This window comes from Paenibacillus sp. FSL H3-0310, assembly GCF_038002785.1.
GTDB lineage: Bacteria > Bacillota > Bacilli > Paenibacillales > Paenibacillaceae > Paenibacillus_AQ > Paenibacillus_AQ odorifer.
In genome coordinates, this window is sequence record NZ_JBBODC010000002.1 from 568,829 (window position 1) to 588,491 (window position 19,663).

Sequence of the window (19,663 nt, forward strand, 5' to 3'; positions counted from 1 at the left end):
TTCCCAACCTCCACTCACGAAAAAATGAATGGATACGGGAATAGCCCTTATTTTTACGACATACAATAACCTAGTCTCAGCCTACAACGCTTGCACACAAACAGGTGACTTCATTTCCAATTCATTTCCTGTAGGGATTAATCTGCCACTCTCACTATCGATGGAGAACGAGGTAATATTATCACTATTCTGATTAGCAGCAAGCAGCTTATCCCCAATAATTGCAAAGTTACGCGGAGTACGCCCGCCGGTACCCTGCCAATCCACTGCTTCAAGCAGACCCGTTAATTCATCGATATGGAACAGGGCGATACTGTCTTGTCCCCGATTGGAGACATACAGGAATCTGCCACAAGGGGAGACATGAATATCGGAAGCTGTATCGTCACTACCGGCAGTATAATTATCAGGAAGCGTGCTAAGATGCTGTAAAACATTTAGATTTGCATCCTGTTCATCATTAGCAAATGCCGTTACTGTACAATTCAGTTCATTCGCCAGGTAGATCCATTGTCCAGAGGGATGCACCGCCAGATGACGTGGACCTGAACCAGGTGGCAGATTAAGCTCACGATGTTTTACCAGTTTGCCCTCTTCAGGGCGATAGATCACAATTTGATCCAGTCCCAAATCGCACACCAGCACATGTCTACCACTTGCGTCCGGAATGACAGAGTGCGGATGCGGAGCCTCCTGACGGTCTTCACGAATGCCTGAACCCACATGTTTTACTTGGTCGGACATCTCTTGAAGCGAACCATCTTCATTTACAGGAAAAGCATTAACATTGCCTCCCGAGTAATTGGAGACGAATATGTAATCTTCCTTAGGACTAATGGAGACATAACAAGGAGCGCCACCTTCCGTAGGACGACTTCCAAGTGATTTCAACGCTTTAGTTGCAGGATCAATTGCATATGCGTAAACCTCACCTTGATCCTTCTCACTAACTGCATACAACACGCTGCCTGCTTTATTCACAGCTAAAAACGATGGATTTTCAATTCCCTCGGTACCCTCAAGAATTCTCATTTCCCCCGACAAAAGACTAAGCGCACATAACTGAATCGCCTTCTCGTTCTCAGAGTTATACGTTCCTACATAAAACAATGCCTCATTAGCCCGTTCCATAATAGTGGCTCCTTTATCTTTTATGTATTGTATTACTTCTTACTTACCCTTTACTAATAGGGGTTTACTCATAATTTTATAATATTTTTTCACTATAGCATGTTTATAGTTGTAATACATTATCGAAACTGCATTTAGAGCCTACTTCCTAACCATTCCGGAAGAAGTAAGTTTTTCCATGTGGTTTAAAGATGGTCACAAAGGTTAATAGTAGACATCGCAAACAACAAAACGAAGGAGTTGAAGTAACATGAGTTTTCTATGGATGTTAATCGTTGGTGGGGTTATTGGTTGGTTGGCTGGTCTGATTATGGGCAGAGATATTCCTGGTGGTGTTATCGGTAATATCATCGCTGGTATTATCGGTTCATGGCTGGGTGGCGTGCTTCTGGGAAGCTGGGGACCTAAAGTAAGTGATTTCTACTTCTTCCCTTCTTTGATCGGTGCCGTTGTGCTGATCTTTATCGTGAGCCTTATTCTTCGCTCGACAAGTGGACGCAGCCGTTCGTAAGTCTGGGCTGAGATAATAATATTCACATCAATAAATCCTCGTCAGAGTATGCTCTGGCGGGGATTTTTGTATGTATCGTTCCTTTAAGAAAAAATTCCTCTGCTGGAATTGTTGCGGGGATGGAGCCAATACACTTCAATGTTTTGCCATCGTTTTTCTGTTATAATGAAGATACAAGTGACTGAAATCATAGAGAGGTCGTGTATCATGGGTAACATAAACCCCTCGCTTCTACATATTGGCTCCACATTAGGGGCTTTGTTCATGGCGCTGATGGTTATTTTCATTCGTCTAAAAGCAAGCGCACGTCCGGTTACTATTCGAAAAATATGGATTCCACCTCTCGGTATGTCGACGGGTTTTGCCATGTTTGTGGCACCTGCGGTCAGATTCCCATTATGGTGGGCGGCAGTCGCCTTTTTGATTGGCTGGTTCATCTTCGCGTATCCTCTTATACGCAGCACCCACTTTGAACAACGTGATGGACAAATTTACGCTCAACGCTCCAAGAGCTTTGCGTTTATCCTGCTCGGACTTCTTCTAGTCCGCACTTTACTCCATGAATTTATTAACCGTTATGTGTCTATTCCACAGTCCGGTGGTTTGTTCTTTATTTTAGCCTTCGGCATGATTGTTCATTGGAGATTTTTTATGTTCAAGCGTTATAAGGCTATGACCTCCTCGGGGAGTCTGCTGCCGCAGCCATGATTATCAATAATAATCCTAAGAAGCCATCTCAGGGTTCTTACCCGATATCCTTGAGATGACTTCTTACCTCTTGTAACTCAAGCTTATGTTCTCCTCTGCTTTTTTCTACTTTTCACCCTTTTCTGACATCAATTAGCCATCCTCTTATTACATCCTCTTTAAGCACTTTACATACACTATAGGGATAGATCTCCTGAAATAACTAACTCATCATGTCACCTATTCAGCATTAAACAGAAAAAATATAATCTTTGCAAGTCCGATGTCAGGTAACTTGCGAAGGGATACGTTAAACTATAAGCATACCTAACGATAAGCTTCCAAAAGACCTTAATGCTGAAATAAATATCATTTGGAAGCCTATACTGCGTATAACTTTTAGAGAGTGAGGACAAGGCAATTGAAAAGTAAATCGAGAAAAGTAGCCATCGTCGGGGCCGGAATGGTGGGTTCAAGCTGTGCTTACTCCATGGTTAATCAGGCCATTTGCGACGAAATTATGATGATCGACCGCACCTATGATCGGGCTATGGCACAAGCACTTGATCTCTCGCACTGTATGGATTTCACAAGCACACGCACAAAGGTGTATGCCGGAACCTATAGCGATTGTGCAAAAATGGATGTCGTTATCTTAACCGCTGGTGCTAATCCAACAGCCGGGCAGACCCGACTTGACGTATTGGAAGCCTCTGCGGTTATTACTCGAGAAATCATTACCAACATCATGGCTGGGGGATTTGATGGAATATTCGTAGTCGCCGCTAATCCGGTCGATATTGTCACTTATATGGTCTGGAAAATATCAGGTCTGCCTCGCCACAGAATTATTGGTACCGGGACCTCCATTGACTCGTCGCGCCTAAAAACCCTGCTCTCCGATGTGTTCTCCATTGACCCGCGCAGTGTTAATGGCTACGCCTTAGGTGAACATGGCGAATCCCAATTTGTAGCTTGGTCCCATGTAACAATTGGCGGCAAGCCTATTCTGCAAATTTTAGATCAGCATCGCGAGCGGTTCCCGCATTTGGATCTGGAGGATATCTCCCGCAAGACAAAAGATGCCGGCTGGGAAATTTTCACCCGTAAAGGCTCCACACATTTCGGGATTGGCAGCGCACTTGCCTACATTACCCGTTCGATCCTGAATGATGAGCACAAAATTATCGCCGTATCGGCCATTCTGGATGGAGAGTACGGACATAGCGGTGTATGCACGGGCGTGCCCGCCATCATAGGCAATACTGGGATTCAAGAGCTGCTGGAGCTTAATTTAAATACAGAGGAAACCCGGAAATTGAACCACTCCTGCAACATTGTACGTGCAGGCATCGAGAGCCTACAGCTGGAAGACAGCGTTTAATTCGTAAAAAAATCGCTACTTTGGGAATGGGTGAGATCACCCGCCAGCTCCCAGAGAGCGATTTTTTGTATTATTAGGAGATGAATCTCAGTTTATCTCCTACTTTTTAAACTTTTCGATTTCTTCTTTCAGCACAGACATCACTTCATTAAGTGATTCCGCGGAGGACACGACATCCTTCATAATCTCTGTCTGCTCCGCTGAAGCTAAGGACACCGCCTGAGCATTCTCAGCAGATTCTTTAGCTATTCCGAGCATATCGGATATAGAAGCCGTTATTTCTTCCGTGCCGGCTGACATCTCTTCATTAATTGCTGACACATCCTGTATTTGCGACGATACTTCACGGATCGAAGAACGGATATGATCAAAGGAAACACCGACGTTTTGCATTTTCCCCATTCCATCGCCAATTTCCTCAATACTCTTCTTCATGGAATCCGCTGCACTTGTTGTTGAAGACTGAATGCCGCCGATTAGCTCCACTATACTAATGATGGAACTGTTCGTCCGCTCTGCTAACTTTTTCACCTCATTCGCAACTACACCGAAGCCACGACCATGTTCTCCAGCTCTGGCAGCCTCAATAGAAGCATTCAAAGATAATAAGCTTGTCTGATTGGATATCTCAGAAATTACATCCACAATTTGTCCGATTTGTTCCGATTGCTCACTTAATTTCCCAATCATCTCGGCAGTCTGATTAGCTGTGGAACTGATAACAGCCATCTGTTGCAGTGTAGATTGAATTTCCAAATAACCACTCTCTACTTCTGAGTTGACTGTCTCAGCCTGATCTGATACCGCTGCAGAGGACTCAGCAATACGTTGCAAACCTACGGCCATCTCTTCCGTTGCTCTTGCGGATTGCTCGGACCCTCTAAATTGCTCTTCCATTCCTTGAGCTACTTCTTGGATAACTGTGGCAACCTCTGCTGAAGTATAGGACGAACGTTGAGCCGATTTCAGCATTCCTTCTGAGGAATAAGTAACCTCCACTACTGTTGTATCAATCTTGTTGACAATACCGGAGAGTGTCTCAATCATATCATTGATATTTTGACTCATCTCGCCGATCTCATCTCCGGACTGCACTTTAACCCTCTCATTCAGATGACCCTCTGCCACCTTTTTCATAGTCGAGGAAATAGCTTTAATGGGTCTAACGATAAGACGAGTAAGGTACAGTGAAACAAAAATTATGACAAGTATAACTGCCAGTAAGATGAACATTGCTGTTCTTTGTGCAGAGGTCACTTTGGCAAAAACCTCTTTCTCCGGCACTGTTACAAGAAGCTTTAGATCGGTATCTGGAATTGTCTTAAAGTATGTAATGACTTTCTTACCATCTTCGCCCTTATAAGTTTCAGACCCCTCTTTATTGCTTAAAATCTTGTCAACGACCTTCTGAAGAGCCGGCTCTTTAGCGAAATCGGTAATTTTTTTGCCCATACGACTGACGTCTGGATATGTATAATACATGCCATCATTTGAGATTACATATCCAAATCCGGTATCCGCCATAGTAATTTCATTACTCATTTGGGCAAGAACTTCAGGAGTAATCGAGAAGACAATACCTCCCATAAATTGCTTATCCTTATCCATGACAGGAACTACGATTGGAATGATATATTTATCAAGCTGCTCCAGATAGGACATTTCCCCCAACACAGGCGCATGTGTTTCTTTCGCTTTCAAGAAATAGCTCGCATCTGCTACATTTGCGGTCATGTTCATCATATTGGTTAACTGGCCGTCTTTACTAATGACACTGTAACCTTCTGTCTCACTGTCACTTTCCTCCAGCACTTCTATCACAGGGAAGATACTTGCCGGATTTGTAAAATCGAACTCAGGATGCTGGGACACCAGATCCTTTACGGACGAGGTTTTGTTGGATAGCCACTCATCCATCCGGAATGTGTTCGTATTAATGGTGTCCTGCGCCATTTGCTCACTGTCTGTGCGTGTGACATTGCCGAAATAATCAAGTAAAAATATGGTCGCTACCATGAGCGGCACGATTGCAATAGCTAATATAACAGATGACCACTTAAGTTGAATTGACGTCGCTTTTCTCTTCGTTACATTTTTTCTCATTTTTTTCATCTTGTTTCCTTTCATTTCATTTTCATTCACGATGAAATAGCCTCCTCACTCCATTTGTTATAATATCTCCTGATGTGGATATATCTTCTATATCGGCAAAAATAGACAAATTCTTTGCTGGAGAATAAAAAAAATAAGCCCTAAGACCCCTAAAACCGGAATCCTAAAGCTTACTTTTGTTGAAATCATTTATTTAAACACCAAAGATTCTTAACCTTCGTCTTGCACTTTTAAAGCTCGGATACTGTTCAGTACGGCAAGTACGGTTACCCCTACATCTGAGAATACTGCCTCCCACATCGTGGCAATCCCAAATGCACCGAGCAGAAGGAATATAGCTTTTACACCTAAAGCAAAAATAATATTTTGCCATACGATGGCTCGAGTACGCTTGGCAATTCCGATAGCTACAGCAATCTTCGAAGGCTCATCGGTCATAATTACAATATCTGCTGCTTCAATGGCAGCGTCGGAACCAAGTCCTCCCATAGCGATGCCGACATCGGCTCTAGCCAGTACAGGAGTATCATTAATTCCGTCTCCGACAAAAATAATCTTCTCGCGTGGAGACTTATCACGATCCAGCTTCTCGATGGCCTCTACCTTATGCTGTGGTAAAAGCTCTGCGTGTACCTCATCTACCCCTAACTGCTTCCCTACATCTTCAGCTACGGCGGAAGCATCACCTGTCAGCATCACCGTCTTGCGTATACCCAGCTTTTTGAGGCGCTGAATGGCCTGCAGTGAGTCCTCCTTCACTTCATCAGCGATCACCAGATAACCTTCATATTGATGATCTACTGCAATGTGAACAACGGTACCGCTCTGCTCTGGGACCTCATAAGCAATTCCCTCACGCTCCATCAGACGTGCGTTACCTGCAAATACGGTCTTGCCTTCGATAGTTACTTCGATACCATGACCAGAGATTTCATTGTAATTGGAGATAGCTTCCTTAGAAATCTGTTCACCATAAGCCGTCCGAATCGACTCAGCGATCGGGTGATTGGAATGGCTCTCCGCATAAGCGGCTGTCCGCAGTAATTCATCCTTAGATTTGCCACCCGACGGATAAATCCCCGTAACCTTAAACTGTCCCTTGGTCAACGTTCCTGTTTTATCAAAGACAACTACCTTCACATCATTTAGGGCTTCCAGGTAGTTACTTCCCTTAATCAGAATACCGCTGCGTGAAGCTGCACCAATCCCTCCGAAGAATCCCAGTGGAATCGAGACCACAAGCGCACAAGGACAAGAGATTACGAGGAATACAAGCGCACGGTAAATCCAATCCGAAAAAGTTGCACCACTGATCAGCAGTGGAGGAACGACGGCCAGCAGGACTGCTGTGATCACTACTACAGGCGTGTAGGCACGTGCAAATTTAGTAATAAAGTTCTCGGTTTTAGCTTTGTTGCTTGATGCATTCTGCACTAGCTCCAGTATTTTGGATACGGCCGATTCTCCAAAGGTCTGAGTAACTTGCACAGTAATTACGCCGTTCCGGTTAATAAAACCACTTAACACCGCACTTCCTGGACCAGCTGATCGTGGTACCGACTCTCCAGTAAGTGCAGATGTGTCCATCATGGCGTTACCTTCAAGTATTGTTCCGTCAAGGGGTACCTTCTCACCGGGTTTAACAACAATCAAATCTCCGATGGCTACTTCCTCTGGTGAGACCTTCCTCAGATCATTTCCAAGCTTGAGATAGGCAAACTCGGGGCGAATATCCATAAGTGCCGTAATAGATCGGCGTGAACGATTCACGGCCAGACCTTGGAACAGTTCTCCAATCTGGTAAAACAGCATTACTGCCACGCCCTCTGGATACTCACCAATCGCAAATGCACCGATAGTTGCCAGAGCCATCAGGAAATTCTCATCAAACACCTGGCCACGGATGATGTTCTTAACCGCCTGCCAGACAACTTCACCACCCACGATAAGATAGGCTGCCAAAAAGATCAGTAATTCAACTACTCCATTCACGGGCAGGAATATCCCAGCTAGAGCAAGAATTCCACCAGCGCCTAACCGCAGCAATATTTTGCGTGTATCACCTTCCCCGTGCTCGTGAGTATGACCATGACCTTCAGCATCCTCATGACCATGATGATGTCCAGCAGCTTGATGGACGTGCTCATGACCATGCTCGTGATCATGCGTATGTTCATGAGCGCCACTATTGCGCGCCTTGTGATTGCCCCCAACCTTCTCTTTCACATTTACGTGGGGCTCAAGTGCCTTCACCGTCTTCTTCGCTTCTACAATCGCTGACTCCTCATACCCTGCGGCAGTTTCCAACGTCATTGTTTTTGTTACAAAATTAACGGAACAAGACGATACACCTTCAATCTTCTTCACCTTATCTTCAATTTTCATCGCGCAATTGGCGCAATCCAAGCCTTCTAATTCCCACTGACGTTTTAATTTTCCTTGCATTGTATCCATACGGCACATCTCCTCAAATAAAAACCATATATGAGCACTTGTTCATATGTTATCTTAGCCCTATTATATTCCCTTTATATTTCAAGGTCAATACGCGATATACACCATTTTTCTACATTATCTTAAAAATTAAATCAATTGACCTTTACGAGAAAATATGTAAAATCATGTATGACCCAAAGTAAGTTTCTTACATACGAATGACCCCCATTATCAATGAAGCTCGATGGGCAAATGATTTACACAGAAGGGATGAATTTAGAACATGTCAAAGCTAGCCAAAACGTCTTCTTTTTCACAGAAACACCCTATTTGGAGCGTAGTTATTATCGAGGTGTTATTACTTGTAGCCGTAACTGCCGCCGGGGCTTACGCAACAATTAAGGAACTTGCGTACACCGCCCCTGTACTTATCTCCTTCATCCCAATCGCGCTTGTACTCATCATCTACTTTACAGTTAAGCGCAAATGGAGCACGCTTGGCTTCCGACCTCTAAACACCATATCCTCGGGCAACTGGATCTATTATGCCCCGCTAGTAGTGGTCCTGATTACCATATCCTTTAAGGGATTTCGTGAGATCAGTGCATCTGAGGTACTGTTCTTTATCTTCTTCACCCTGCTGGTCGCTTTTGTGGAGGAAAGTATCTATCGCGGTTTGATTTTTAAGACCTTGCTTCCTAAAGGGGCTAAAACAGCAGTGATCACTTCAAGTATTCTTTTCTCTATTACCCACTTACTTAATGCATTATCCAGCACAGATATCACACAAATTCTTCTACAACTCGTATATGCGCTTCTGATCGGTTTTGCGCTAGCCTTGTTGATGCTAAAAAATAATAATATTCTTCCGCTGATATCCTTTCACTTTATACATAATTTAATTCAGTTTGTGGGCAACGATAATACGAGTGAATACATGGGAATCGATCTATTTATCCTGCTAGTGCTTGCTGTGCAATGTGTCTGGCTAGTGTTGTCCTTTAGAAAACCAAACCTAACGAAGAACCTAAATCAAGCCAGCTAATAAGCTAAATCCTTACTTCGAAATACAAGGCTTCAGTGGATTTAAACGCATTGGTTAACCCCGACGCAGCCTGGTTTAATTGGGATGCTACTTAGTTTAGTTGAGATGCCACCTAGCTTCATTAGAGCAATATTTGTCGCAAACCACACAGCTAACGGACCCAATTGACACTAAAAGCAGTATTATCCCCGGTTTAGCATATTATCGGACCCCATAGGCGCTATTGGCATGAAAAAGAGCAAAATAAGACCTCTTTCTAAAGAATAACTGCACTGAGGTCCGCAACTCTGCTCAAAAAGCGATTATTGTGCAAATAACGTCAGCTGGGTCCGTAAGCCGTAGTGGATGGTTGGGACTCGTCGGCATAATAAAAAGAGGAACTCCCAAAAGCCATCCAATGGCTGCTGGGAGTCCCTCTTTTTTTGCAACTAGCTATTCGTGTCGGACATGCTCGTGGGTCTGCAAAAAGATCTGCTCCACATGCGCATCGTTCAGCGAATAGAATACCGTTTTCCCCTCTTTACGGCGCTTCACGATCCGTAGATTCCGTAAATAACGGAGCTGATGGGATATCGCAGATTGGCCCATATCAAGGATCACGGACAAATCATGTACACATAATTCTTGCTGTGACAAAGCGTAAATGAGCCGCACTCGTGTTGGATCACCCAACGCTTTGAACATTTCTGCCATTTTATCAGTAATCCCACGGTCTGGCAGGATCAATGCAATGGATTCCGGTTCAAGCTCTGAACCCTTGCATGTATTGTCGCAGTCCTCTAATGCTGTTGGCTCCATGCTCTCGCCCTCCTCCATCTTAGCTAATTATATTCTTTAATTATAAGAAAAACAGCACGGGATGTCCATTGAGGAGGAGTTTATAGCCTCTGATTGTGAATTAGACTGCTTTACGATAAAAGGAGATTAGTCCTGCGGCAAAAAAGACAATCAAGCTTCCTCCCACTATCATCATCAGTGTCTCTAAAGGCAGATTAAAGGCACCAAATCCGTCATCACCATAATGACTCATGGCCAACAACGGCTGTACCCAAGGATAATAGGGGCCGTAGGTTGAAGAATTAGCGATCAGTATATTGGGAATGGTCAGACTCACATTCAGCGCCAGCGGTGCGCCAAAACTGCTCCAGCTTTGCGAGATCGCCAGCTGCAATGCGGCGAGAGGTAGACAGGCTACAAAGCCGCCAAATACTGATTTTAGCAGTAGCGCCCAAGGGATTGGATCTGGAGCCCCTTGGAACAAGCCCATTCCCAGCACCATAACGAGGAACGTTACTTGCACAGCCGCCAGCAATCCGATGATCATCACATATTTTGAGAGATACACCGACAACCGGGTTACAGGCAGAGACAACAATAGCTTCCAACCACCGTCATGATGCTCATAACGACAGATCAGGGCCGCAAAAATGCCTGAAAGCACAGGCAGAAACAGCAAAGCATGCATCATTGACATCACACTTAACAGCAGCTCCCAAGACATCTTCTCACCTTGATTATCCGATAACAATCCGGGAACCAGTGATAAAACCGGACTTCCTATGACTAAAAGCCAAACATATGATTTAGACATTTTTAATCGCTCTGAGGACAATACTCTCCAAAATGACATCATCTTAATCCACATCCTTTCGAGCGAAATGCACTGCACCCGGCAAAAACACCAGCATTCCCAGCAGCAGACCCGCACCGCTGAACAAAAGGCGATTAGAGGAGTCCCACGCCAAATATGGCCATGTTAAAGGCACCCACTCCGAAAGGAACATGGAGAAAAATGACGTCAAAGATAATGTGATCCCCAGGGCAACTGGCAGTGTCTGATTACGATTAGCCAGGGAAAGCCACAGCTGTAGCGCGATGACCGGCAGAGCCGCAATATAGGACATAAAGCCAACCCGCACTACATCCACATAAGGAATAAGATCAGCTTTGAAGCCCAAAATAAGCCCTAAAACAACTATCCCCACTGAGAGCAACAAGCAGGAAACTGCCACTAGCAGCAGACAGAGCATTAACTTAGCCATAAACACAGAGGTACGAGAGATAGGCAGTGCCAAGAGCTGCTTCCATGAACTCATCTGATGTTCAACATTTGCAATCAACGAGCATACTAAAGTGCCTCCCAGAAAAAGAGCTGTGGGCACAAACCCGGACACATTATCCAGAAGTCCTCCCCATAAATCCGCGCTATACTGCTGACGCAGATAATCATAACGAAGGCCAAAGTTAAGGCCCTGCATGGCTACTAGACCAATCGGTCCTAGAAACACTAGAAACCAAATTCCTTTGCCGCGGATTTTAAGCCAATCCGCTGACAACGCCCGCCACATCATGATTCCCCGCCTCCCACTACCTGTAGGAAGAAGTCCTCAAGCGATTGTCTCCGCTCCTCTACACGATAGACAGCGTGCCCATTCTCTACCAAAGCCTTGACTAGCAGCGCTACTCTTGCATCGTTCATTCTTGAAAAAATCAGTTTTTGCTCTTGTAGTGTCCCTTCATACCCCCGGCCTCCAGCGAGACGTAACGCAGACTCTGGTTCCGAAACCGCAAGGCGTATCTCGCCAGCAGCCTGTTGTTGCAGATTAGCTATTGTATCTTGGTATACCATTTGCCCTTGGCGAATAATACCCACGGTATCTGCCATTTGTTCAATTTCACTAAGCAGGTGACTGGATACTACAACCGTAATTCCTTGCTCCTGTGGCAAACGTTTGATAAGCCCACGAATTTCCTGAATCCCTGACGGGTCGAGTCCGTTCGTTGGCTCGTCCAGAATAAGCAGCTCTGGATTCCCTAGCAAGGCAGCTGCGATACCGAGTCTCTGCTTCATCCCGAGGGAGAACCCTTTGACCGGACGTCTCTCTTCCCCGGTTAGAGAAACAATATCTAGCACCTCAGCGATTCGTGACTTCGGAACATCCAGAATGCGGCGGATCGCTTCGAGATTGTCCACAGCACTCAGATGCCCATAATACGAGGGGGATTCGACAAGCGACCCTACCTTCCGTAAAATTTGCAGCTTATTCTTCCGAAGATCCTGGCCGAACACTTCAATTTTTCCAGATGTCGGTGTAATTAGGCCAAGCAGCATACGGATTGTTGTAGTTTTCCCAGCTCCGTTTGGACCCAGAAAACCATAAATCTCTCCCTTACGGATATTTAAATTCAAATTTTCTACCGCAGCCCGGCCACGATATTTTTTCAATAAATCCTTAGTTTTAATCACTGTTTCTTCCATGTTCTTCACCTCGGTATACAGCATAACGTCCCAAGGTTAAGAACATGGAAGTGCCAAGTTTAAGTTTTGTTTAAATTTCACGATGCGGATCAAAGATTACAATAGAAGTGCCTTTGCCTGTGCTCTCCACAACCCATTCCAGCTCCATATGCTTCATCAAAAGATCGACGATAGACAATCCCAAACCTGCCCCCTTGTAATCGGATGGACTCTGAATGCCTCGACCATGATCCGCAATAATTATGGCACGTTGTTCATTACGTTGCTCCGTTGAGATCCCGACATAATGCCCGCTGCTGGCATGTCGTACAATGTTTTGATACAAATTATCGAGAATACGGCGGAACCAGACCTCATCCACCCTCCAGAATAGCGGTTCGGCTTCCAGGTTAATATCAATATCGAAGCCCTCTTTTTCCCATACGGGGTACCAAGCAGCCGCACTTTCCCGTAACAAGCGTAAAACATCTTTACGTTCCAGCTTTAAGGTTACCCGTCCACTATTGAGCAGATTGTAAGATAAAAGATTCTCGATCAGGACGCTAAGATCCGCAATACGCTCATCCATAAGCTGTAAGGACTGCTTACCTTTTGAGGTCAGATCCTCTTTGGTCATAACATGGATATGGCTGCGAATGACGGTTAGGGGTGTGCGTAAATCGTGAGATAAATTCGAGACTAGACGCTTACGCAACTCTTCCTCTTCTATTTCCCTGCGTCGGCTTTCATCCAGTTTAGTTACCATCGTATTAAAAGCTTCCTCCAAGCGACCGATCTCGTCCAGTTTTCCTGTCACTATAGACTTAGGCATTCTATCCGGGCCTGTGATCGTCATCGCGGTTTGCAGTTGCAGCAGCCGTTTGCGAATTTTTCTAAAGAACATCCACGAAACCAGAGCGAACCCTCCAAAAAGGGTAAATAACACAAAGTTATACCAAGCCCAAGCCCCTAATCCCCCATAAGCCCCTTTGTTCAGCAGCTTGCTTGGAATTTGCATCACCATAAATCCCTTGTCTGTCTCCACTTTGTCCCCCACGAAAGCAACGATGGCTAAAGGATCACGATTCGTACTTTCTTTCATAAATGAAATAGCCTCAGCCGCAGTCCACTGATCAGGAACTTCAGGGTAAATCTTATCCTTATCCCCTTCTTCAGGCGTGAGAATCAACTGGGTTTTTCCCTGCCCGTCTACCCAAAACATAGTAGCCTCGGTGTATTTTCGACTCAATTCAATCAGCCGCTGATTTATGGCTTCCGAAGAAGCATTTTCTAAGTGAAGTGCCTCTTTATGCCACATAGTCTCCAGCGGTGCAATATTCGAATACAGGGATGTATCTACAGGCGGGGCACCTTTGGTCACTTCGTTAAGAATATTGTAGCCAACAAAAGACAACGGAAGGACCACAGGGATAAATAGCAGTGCAGATACGATAATTAGCAAATACCCTGATAACAAGGAGGAATTACGTTTCTTGCGAATGCGCTCTAATCCTCTCATGCTCTTACCCGGTAGCCGATCCCACGGACAGTTTCGATAATTTCCGGATTACCCGGATCAAGCTCCAGCTTTTCGCGCAAATAACGAATATGTACCATCAGAGTTTTATCCCCTTCGATATAAGCCTCACCCCACACGGCCTCGTAGATCTGCTCCTTCGTCATAATTTGGTTAAGATGACGCAGCAAATAGGAAAAAATCTGAAATTGCTTACCTGTAAGCATGATTTCTTCCTGAGTCTGAGCATTCATCACGCGGTTATCCCCTTCATATACGACTAGATGTTTAAGTGTGAGTGAATCCTGAACAGATGCCCCATTCCTTCGGAGCAGCACCTCGATTCGAGCGGCCAATTCATCCGGATGAAAAGGCTTGGTCAAATAATCATCTGCGAACTCCAAACCTTGCAGCTTATCATCAATCGAGGTCCGGGCGGAGAGCATCAAAATGGGCAGCTTAGGGTAAGAACGTTTCAAACGTTGCCCGATCGTAAACCCGTCCAGACCTGGTAGCATAACATCGAGAATAGCCAGTTGGCAGGCGCCGGCTTCTTCCATCGCTCCTTCGCCGCTCCGTAACCAGCGGACACTATATCCTCTTTCGCTTAAATCAGCAGACACTACACTGCCAATTTCACGATCATCTTCAATATATAACAGAGTAACGCTCATGTAGCTTTAGCTCCTCCCCGATATGAATACCTAAAAAGTTGAAGTCATTATAACACATCAAACAGCCCTCCTACCCCATATGGGATAGGAGGGCTGTTTGATCAATTCAACGCTATAGCTTACGGCTGCCATACTCCATGCTCTTTATTGCTGCCTACATACTCAATACGTGTTGGAGTAAGCTCCAGAATTACATAATTAGGATCATCAGGTCCTGTAAACCATGGCTCCAGCTCTTTATTCCATACTTTGGAGCGCAAGCCTTCATCCTTAGAGACGGTAGCAGTTGCTTCAATCTCCAGCACATCTTTGCTTCCGCCTGCCTCATAGCCAAGCAGTACAAAAGCATTCGGATTATCGGATAACTCCTCCACTTTATGAGTTTTGCGATTTGTAGCCAAATAAATCTTCAAACCCTCATGGAAAATGGCCATATAACGTACTTTCGGCTTATTTCCTTCTTCGATCGTACCAAAGGAACCGAACTTGTTGTCATCCAATGCTTTAATAATGAGTTGCTCCAGTTGTTTGTTATCCATTACGTAAATCTCTCCCTTCAAGCATGTAAACAAAAGTTTATATATCCAAGCTCACCGTTTGGATTTATCATAACAATGGTGCTTATTATAATGTACCCTTCAGGTTCACATTGAATCCGACCTTACCTCATAAACTACTTCAAGATAAGGAGCTTACTTCGTGAAAAAACTGATTTGGATCGGCTGTCTTTCCTACTTCGTTATCGGTCTGGCACATGTTGTGCTGGGATCTATTCTGCCCGTTCTACTGCAACATTATGATCAAAATTATAGTGCTGGCGGTGAATTAATCTTTAGTCAATTCGCTGGTTTTTTAGCAGGTGTGTTGGTCTCTCCCCTGCTTAATCGCCGCTTCGGAAAACGTGGAGGCATCCTCATTGCCACCAGTCTTCTACTAGTTGCAGAAATTGCCTACGCCTTTCTACCGCCTTGGGGCTGGATGTATGTTATCGCTGTTGCCGCAGGTTTTGGTTTCGGGATGATCGAAGCGGTTATCGGCACCATTATTATTGGTGCTGTAACCGAAGGAACTGCTATTGCAATGAGCCGGCTTGAAGTGCTATTCGGGATAGGCGCACTCGTGATGCCGCTTATCGCCAGTCCGCTCATTGCTGCCGGAGCGTGGAGATTGGCCTTTCTAATCGTCGCTGCCTTCTCCTTAATTTCTCTTATCCTCTGGACAAGAGGGCATTTCGGTAATCTACAACGAATGCTGGATGAACGCGCCTCTGTCCAAGGAGCAGACAATTCGCAATCCTCAAGCTCACGTTCTAACAAAAAATTTCCGTATAAAGGTAAGCAATGGATTCTGTTAGGGATCTTCATCGTTTTCTTTTTTCTTTATGTAGGCACAGAGATGAGTTTAGTCAACTTTATGCCGGCTATCTTTATTGCCAAGCTAGGGATGACGGAGTCTGCCGCAGCACTGACAGTCACTTTCTTTTGGCTGGCGATGTCTACAGGAAGATTGTTTGCGGGTGTAATTGCCGAAAAAATATCTTATCGCGTGTACATTCTCAGCAGCTGTTTACTAACCTTGTTACTGCTGGCACTCTTTCCGTTCACTGACAATCGAATGGCTGCTTTCATTGTAATTCTGCTGCTGGGGCTGTTTATGTCCGGTATTTTCTCCATTGCTTTAGTCTACTCCAGCAAAATGCTGCCTGGCACCGAAGAGTCAACACCCAGCATTATGATTGCTTCCGGAGGTGTTGGCGGTGCTTTGCTACCTCTGTTTATGGGCTGGTCTATGGACCATTTAGAAGTGGCACAAACAGCCGGATTACTGGCCGCTTTTGCCGCCTTCTTGTTTCTGCTAAGCATTGCCGCATGGAGGTTCCAGTCCATGCAAGCGTTGAAAGGAAAGAGTTCCCGTATTTAGAACAGTATCAACGTTATCCTTTTAGGGTAATGTGATCTATAAGCATATTCTGAGCACAAGGATGGACGATGAATGAATGAGTCTTCAACTGAGCCTTTGTTACATACTGCGCTCATGCAGTTTATATTTCCCTTTTCTATAAAAAAGGGCGATTCTAAGCAGCTTATCCAGCAATTACAGGACGACGGCTTCACACGTTTTTTTCTGGATAATAAAGAGCTTGAAGCTGCCTATTACGGAGATGGCTACTGTGTTTCCCATGAACGTATGGAGCGCACCTATTTACCGTTTGCTGCACATGTCCTTTTTCCACGCAGGAAGGATGCCGACTCGTTTCGCCGTTTTTCCAGAGTAAATAATCTCGACTGCATTCTGGAGATTCCGCAGCAATCTATATTTTTCAAAATTCTCTCGACGGATATATTCATATGTCCTTTTCAGCTTGGATTCGTGACGATACGTGTCCAGCTGGAGGGGGATTCAATTCCCTTTAGTATTGCCCTAGAATTCGCGGATCGTTTCCGTGCGCTAGAGAATACCTTCATACAGGATGATTACACTTATATTCATTGCGGGGAACAGACCTATGAGATGGTAGAGGATTTTGTCTTCCGAAATTTGGTGGATGGACTGGAGCCATATCTGGATCAATCGGATATCAATGGGGCTTATTTCGAGACCCTTCCTTTTTTCGTAGATGAAAGAATGCAGGTGCAAGCTTTTTATGGCTTTCAGAATGAAGAAAGCTCTGATGAGATTAGTGTAAATCTGCGCTATCGTGCCTCACAGCTTGATGGAATTAATCTGAACGGAAAGCCCTATGCCAGTGCCAGCGATCCAGCGTATATTGCGAACTATTGTCATGAACACTCCTATAATCGCTGGGGTCCAGACACGTATTATATGATGAATGAGCAGACCTTTTGCTGCATGACCCGCGCTGAACAAGAGATTGCTGTTAGTCTAGCCAACCAGATGTACGGGCAATATTATTACGGATTTTTACTCAATATTTTCCACAAAATCGTTCTGCTAAAGCTCGCCAATATGCACTCCCGACTTCGGATTAATCATGATTATGAGGAAATAGACAATCTAATCTACTCCATCAATAAGTTCTCGGCAAAGTTCTACTTCTTGGAGTTGATTTCCCAGTCGCAGGGCAGGGAGATATTTCTTCAGCTGCGTAAAGTATACGGAAACGATGCTTTGTTCGAGGAAGTGAAAGAAACCTTAAATGACCTGTTTCAGTATCAGGATAAGTTTCAGTCCAAGCGACGGGATAATCTGCTGATGATTCTCACTGTATTTACGGTAGTAAGCGGGATTTACGGCATGAATCAGGTCATTGACGATCTGGATGGAAAGATTCAATGGAGTAAAATGATTGGTTATTCTCCCTTTGAATTTCTTGCCCTGTTCGTGATCATGAGCGGGATTCTGATCAGCGTTGTCCTCACGCTAGGGGCGCTGGTTAGTGAGCTTAAACGGCGTCACCGCAAGAAATATAAAGATCTAGACTAGCAAAAAAGAAACTACTGGATTGGAAAAATTCAGGAGTGCACTACTAGACATTCCGAGTACAGCCGTCTATAATACACCGTATGCGAGAAATATAAGATATAAAGTATGGGTACAAAACTTATGCTTACTTATATTGCACATAGAAATACCCGTTAACTTCATAGAACCAGGGGTGCTGGAATTGGCCGGCTGAGATTGTATCCCACAAGATACTGACCCTTATACCTGATCTGGATAATGCCAGCGTAGGAATCGCCAATTGGTTCTGGTCCCTGTGACCTTAACTAACCTTGCGCCAAGCCAGCGTCCCGATCACTCGGGGCGCTTTTTTTGTAAGATCACTAAAAGATGTAGAAAAACGTACATACTACAACTTACGGTTCATGTTGTGAAGACGGGATTCTTGTAACCTTAAAGGAGAGAAGAAGACATGCACCTTAAAAAAGCACTTACGTTGTGCCTCACCTGTGTACTCATTCTTGCCATTGCCGGATGCGGCAGCAACAATGGGAATACAGCCGGAAACAAAGCAAATGCTACTGATCCAACTGCTTCGGCTGGGACGGATGCTCCAAAAGAGCTCACCAAAGTTAAAGTCGCACTCGACTGGACACCGAACACAAATCATACCGGTCTATACGTAGCTAAGGATCTTGGTTACTACGCTGAAGAAGGTCTGGACGTCGAGATCGTTCAGCCAGGCGCAGCGGGTTCTGATACTATGGTTACTTCTGGCGAAGCCGCATTTGGCATCAGCGCCCAAGAAGGATTAACGCTAGCCCGTCTACAAGGCGTGCCCCTTGTCTCGATAGCAGCTATTATTCAGCATAATACGTCGGGATTCGCTGCTCCAGTAGATCGCAATATTAAATCACCAAAGGATTTTGAAGGTAAAACCTACGGAGGCTGGGGCTCACCGGCCGAAGAAGCAGCCATGAAAGCTATCATGGATCCTGAAGGTGGCGATGTGAAAAAGGTGAAGCTGATCAGTATCGGTGAAGCTGATTATTTTACCGCCGTCAAACGTGACATTGATTTCGCCTGGATTTTCTACGCTTGGACTGGTGTTGAGGCTGAGTTGCGTGGCGAGCCATTGGATATGCTGTACTTAAAGGATTATGCGCCGCAGCTCGATTATTACACGCCTGTGCTGACGACGAGTGAGAAGCAAATTGCAGATCATCCTGATCTGGTGAAGGCCTTCATGAAAGCCACATCAAAAGGTTATCAATATGCCATAGATCATCCGGAAGAGGCTGCCGGTATGTTATCGAAGGCCGTTCCTGACCTGGACGCCGACCTTGTCCTAGCTAGCCAAAAATGGCTTAGCCCAAAATACAAGGACGATGCTGCCCGCTGGGGCGAGCAAAAAACCGAGGTCTGGCAAAATTACGGCGACTGGATGTATGATCTGAAGTTGCTGGATAAACCGCTGGATGCTGCTAGTGCATTCAGTAATGATTTTTTACCGGCGGAGTAAACAAC

17 protein-coding genes and 1 riboswitch are annotated in these 19,663 nt (G+C 45.0%); of the genes, 7 read left to right on the forward strand and 10 right to left on the reverse strand.

Features of this window, described 5'->3' with window-relative positions; translation table 11 throughout:
• Positions 1-81 precede the first annotated feature (81 nt).
• Complete coding sequence (locus tag MHH63_RS21965; protein ID WP_076304330.1) at positions 82-1,131, reverse strand: lactonase family protein; 1,050 nt, start codon at positions 1,129-1,131, stop codon at positions 82-84.
• A 250-nt stretch (positions 1,132-1,381) separates the two neighbouring features.
• Between MHH63_RS21965 and MHH63_RS21970 the strand changes: the two genes are divergently transcribed.
• The 3 genes from MHH63_RS21970 to MHH63_RS21980 all read left to right on the forward strand — a co-directional run bounded on the left by MHH63_RS21970 (position 1,382) and on the right by MHH63_RS21980 (position 3,713).
• Positions 1,382-1,642, forward strand: coding sequence for a GlsB/YeaQ/YmgE family stress response membrane protein (locus tag MHH63_RS21970; protein WP_036682650.1), 261 nt, complete (start codon positions 1,382-1,384; stop codon positions 1,640-1,642).
• Between the two features lie 207 nt (positions 1,643-1,849).
• The gene (locus MHH63_RS21975; RefSeq protein WP_036682651.1) at positions 1,850-2,350 is read left to right on the forward strand and encodes a CcdC family protein; all 501 of its coding nucleotides are present in this window, start codon (positions 1,850-1,852) and stop codon (positions 2,348-2,350) included.
• 400 nt (positions 2,351-2,750) lie between these two features.
• A complete protein-coding gene (locus tag MHH63_RS21980; protein WP_341172111.1) occupies positions 2,751-3,713 on the forward strand; it encodes an L-lactate dehydrogenase in 963 nt (320 codons plus the stop codon).
• A gap of 99 nt (positions 3,714-3,812) precedes the next feature.
• Here MHH63_RS21980 and MHH63_RS21985 read toward each other — a convergent pair whose 3' ends face one another.
• Positions 3,813-5,855 carry a methyl-accepting chemotaxis protein gene (locus MHH63_RS21985; protein ID WP_254847742.1) on the reverse strand — a complete coding sequence of 681 codons (2,043 nt, stop codon included), beginning with the start codon at positions 5,853-5,855 and terminating at the stop codon, positions 3,813-3,815.
• 180 nt (positions 5,856-6,035) lie between these two features.
• On the reverse strand, positions 6,036-8,279 hold the full coding sequence (locus MHH63_RS21990; RefSeq protein WP_076302330.1) for a heavy metal translocating P-type ATPase: 2,244 nt from the start codon (positions 8,277-8,279) through the stop codon (positions 6,036-6,038).
• Positions 8,280-8,544: 265 nt separating this feature from the next.
• Between MHH63_RS21990 and MHH63_RS21995 the strand changes: the two genes are divergently transcribed.
• Positions 8,545-9,306, forward strand: coding sequence for a CPBP family intramembrane glutamic endopeptidase (locus MHH63_RS21995; RefSeq protein ID WP_076124584.1), 762 nt, complete (start codon positions 8,545-8,547; stop codon positions 9,304-9,306).
• A 432-nt stretch (positions 9,307-9,738) separates the two neighbouring features.
• On the opposite strand, the gene MHH63_RS22000 is transcribed toward MHH63_RS21995, so the two are convergent.
• From MHH63_RS22000 to MHH63_RS22030, 7 genes are all read right to left on the reverse strand, one after another.
• Positions 9,739-10,104, reverse strand: coding sequence for an ArsR/SmtB family transcription factor (locus MHH63_RS22000; RefSeq protein ID WP_036682656.1), 366 nt, complete (start codon positions 10,102-10,104; stop codon positions 9,739-9,741).
• Positions 10,105-10,204: 100 nt separating this feature from the next.
• Positions 10,205-10,939, reverse strand: coding sequence for an ABC transporter permease (locus tag MHH63_RS22005; RefSeq protein ID WP_076307937.1), 735 nt, complete (start codon positions 10,937-10,939; stop codon positions 10,205-10,207).
• A gap of 1 nt (position 10,940) precedes the next feature.
• Positions 10,941-11,657, reverse strand: coding sequence for an ABC transporter permease (locus tag MHH63_RS22010; RefSeq protein WP_341172112.1), 717 nt, complete (start codon positions 11,655-11,657; stop codon positions 10,941-10,943).
• Positions 11,654-12,565, reverse strand: coding sequence for an ABC transporter ATP-binding protein (locus MHH63_RS22015; protein ID WP_038568451.1), 912 nt, complete (start codon positions 12,563-12,565; stop codon positions 11,654-11,656). Before MHH63_RS22015 ends, MHH63_RS22010 begins: the two co-directional genes overlap by 4 nt.
• A gap of 70 nt (positions 12,566-12,635) precedes the next feature.
• Positions 12,636-14,063, reverse strand: a complete 1,428-nt coding sequence (locus MHH63_RS22020) for a HAMP domain-containing sensor histidine kinase (protein ID WP_340394869.1) — start codon at positions 14,061-14,063, stop codon at positions 12,636-12,638.
• Entirely contained in the window at positions 14,060-14,734 is a 675-nt protein-coding gene (locus tag MHH63_RS22025) for a response regulator transcription factor (protein WP_038568445.1), read from the reverse strand. The genes MHH63_RS22020 and MHH63_RS22025 overlap by 4 nt, the downstream gene beginning before the upstream one ends.
• Positions 14,735-14,853: 119 nt before the next feature.
• Positions 14,854-15,273, reverse strand: a complete 420-nt coding sequence (locus tag MHH63_RS22030) for a pyridoxamine 5'-phosphate oxidase family protein (protein WP_036682665.1) — start codon at positions 15,271-15,273, stop codon at positions 14,854-14,856.
• 160 nt (positions 15,274-15,433) lie between these two features.
• Here MHH63_RS22030 and MHH63_RS22035 point away from each other — a divergent pair, with 160 nt between their 5' ends.
• The 3 genes from MHH63_RS22035 (at position 15,434) to MHH63_RS22045 (ending at position 19,658) form a co-directional block, all read left to right on the forward strand.
• Positions 15,434-16,654, forward strand: coding sequence for an MFS transporter (locus MHH63_RS22035; protein ID WP_340394868.1), 1,221 nt, complete (start codon positions 15,434-15,436; stop codon positions 16,652-16,654).
• 72 nt (positions 16,655-16,726) lie between these two features.
• Positions 16,727-18,178, forward strand: a complete 1,452-nt coding sequence (locus MHH63_RS22040; protein ID WP_076185225.1) for a hypothetical protein — start codon at positions 16,727-16,729, stop codon at positions 18,176-18,178.
• A 158-nt stretch (positions 18,179-18,336) separates the two neighbouring features.
• Positions 18,337-18,447, forward strand: a riboswitch (TPP riboswitch).
• A 161-nt stretch (positions 18,448-18,608) separates the two neighbouring features.
• Entirely contained in the window at positions 18,609-19,658 is a 1,050-nt protein-coding gene (locus tag MHH63_RS22045; protein ID WP_076278907.1) for an ABC transporter substrate-binding protein, read from the forward strand.
• Positions 19,659-19,663: the final 5 nt, after the last annotated feature.

What these genes read in the sequence shown, in the direction of transcription:
- MHH63_RS21965 (WP_076304330.1), bottom strand. Translation starts at nt 1,131, where the DNA reads ATGGAACGGGCTAATGAGGCATTGTTTTATGTAGGAACGTATAACTCT.
- MHH63_RS21970 (WP_036682650.1), top strand. Translation starts at nt 1,382, where the DNA reads ATGAGTTTTCTATGGATGTTAATCGTTGGTGGGGTTATTGGTTGGTTG.
- MHH63_RS21975 (WP_036682651.1), top strand. Translation starts at nt 1,850, where the DNA reads ATGGGTAACATAAACCCCTCGCTTCTACATATTGGCTCCACATTAGGG.
- MHH63_RS21990 (WP_076302330.1), bottom strand. Translation starts at nt 8,279, where the DNA reads ATGGATACAATGCAAGGAAAATTAAAACGTCAGTGGGAATTAGAAGGC.
- MHH63_RS21995 (WP_076124584.1), top strand. Translation starts at nt 8,545, where the DNA reads ATGTCAAAGCTAGCCAAAACGTCTTCTTTTTCACAGAAACACCCTATT.
- MHH63_RS22000 (WP_036682656.1), bottom strand. Translation starts at nt 10,104, where the DNA reads ATGGAGCCAACAGCATTAGAGGACTGCGACAATACATGCAAGGGTTCA.
- MHH63_RS22005 (WP_076307937.1), bottom strand. Translation starts at nt 10,939, where the DNA reads ATGATGTCATTTTGGAGAGTATTGTCCTCAGAGCGATTAAAAATGTCT.
- MHH63_RS22010 (WP_341172112.1), bottom strand. Translation starts at nt 11,657, where the DNA reads ATGATGTGGCGGGCGTTGTCAGCGGATTGGCTTAAAATCCGCGGCAAA.
- MHH63_RS22015 (WP_038568451.1), bottom strand. Translation starts at nt 12,565, where the DNA reads ATGGAAGAAACAGTGATTAAAACTAAGGATTTATTGAAAAAATATCGT.
- MHH63_RS22020 (WP_340394869.1), bottom strand. Translation starts at nt 14,063, where the DNA reads ATGAGAGGATTAGAGCGCATTCGCAAGAAACGTAATTCCTCCTTGTTA.
- MHH63_RS22025 (WP_038568445.1), bottom strand. Translation starts at nt 14,734, where the DNA reads ATGAGCGTTACTCTGTTATATATTGAAGATGATCGTGAAATTGGCAGT.
- MHH63_RS22030 (WP_036682665.1), bottom strand. Translation starts at nt 15,273, where the DNA reads ATGGATAACAAACAACTGGAGCAACTCATTATTAAAGCATTGGATGAC.
- MHH63_RS22040 (WP_076185225.1), top strand. Translation starts at nt 16,727, where the DNA reads ATGAATGAGTCTTCAACTGAGCCTTTGTTACATACTGCGCTCATGCAG.
- MHH63_RS22045 (WP_076278907.1), top strand. Translation starts at nt 18,609, where the DNA reads ATGCACCTTAAAAAAGCACTTACGTTGTGCCTCACCTGTGTACTCATT.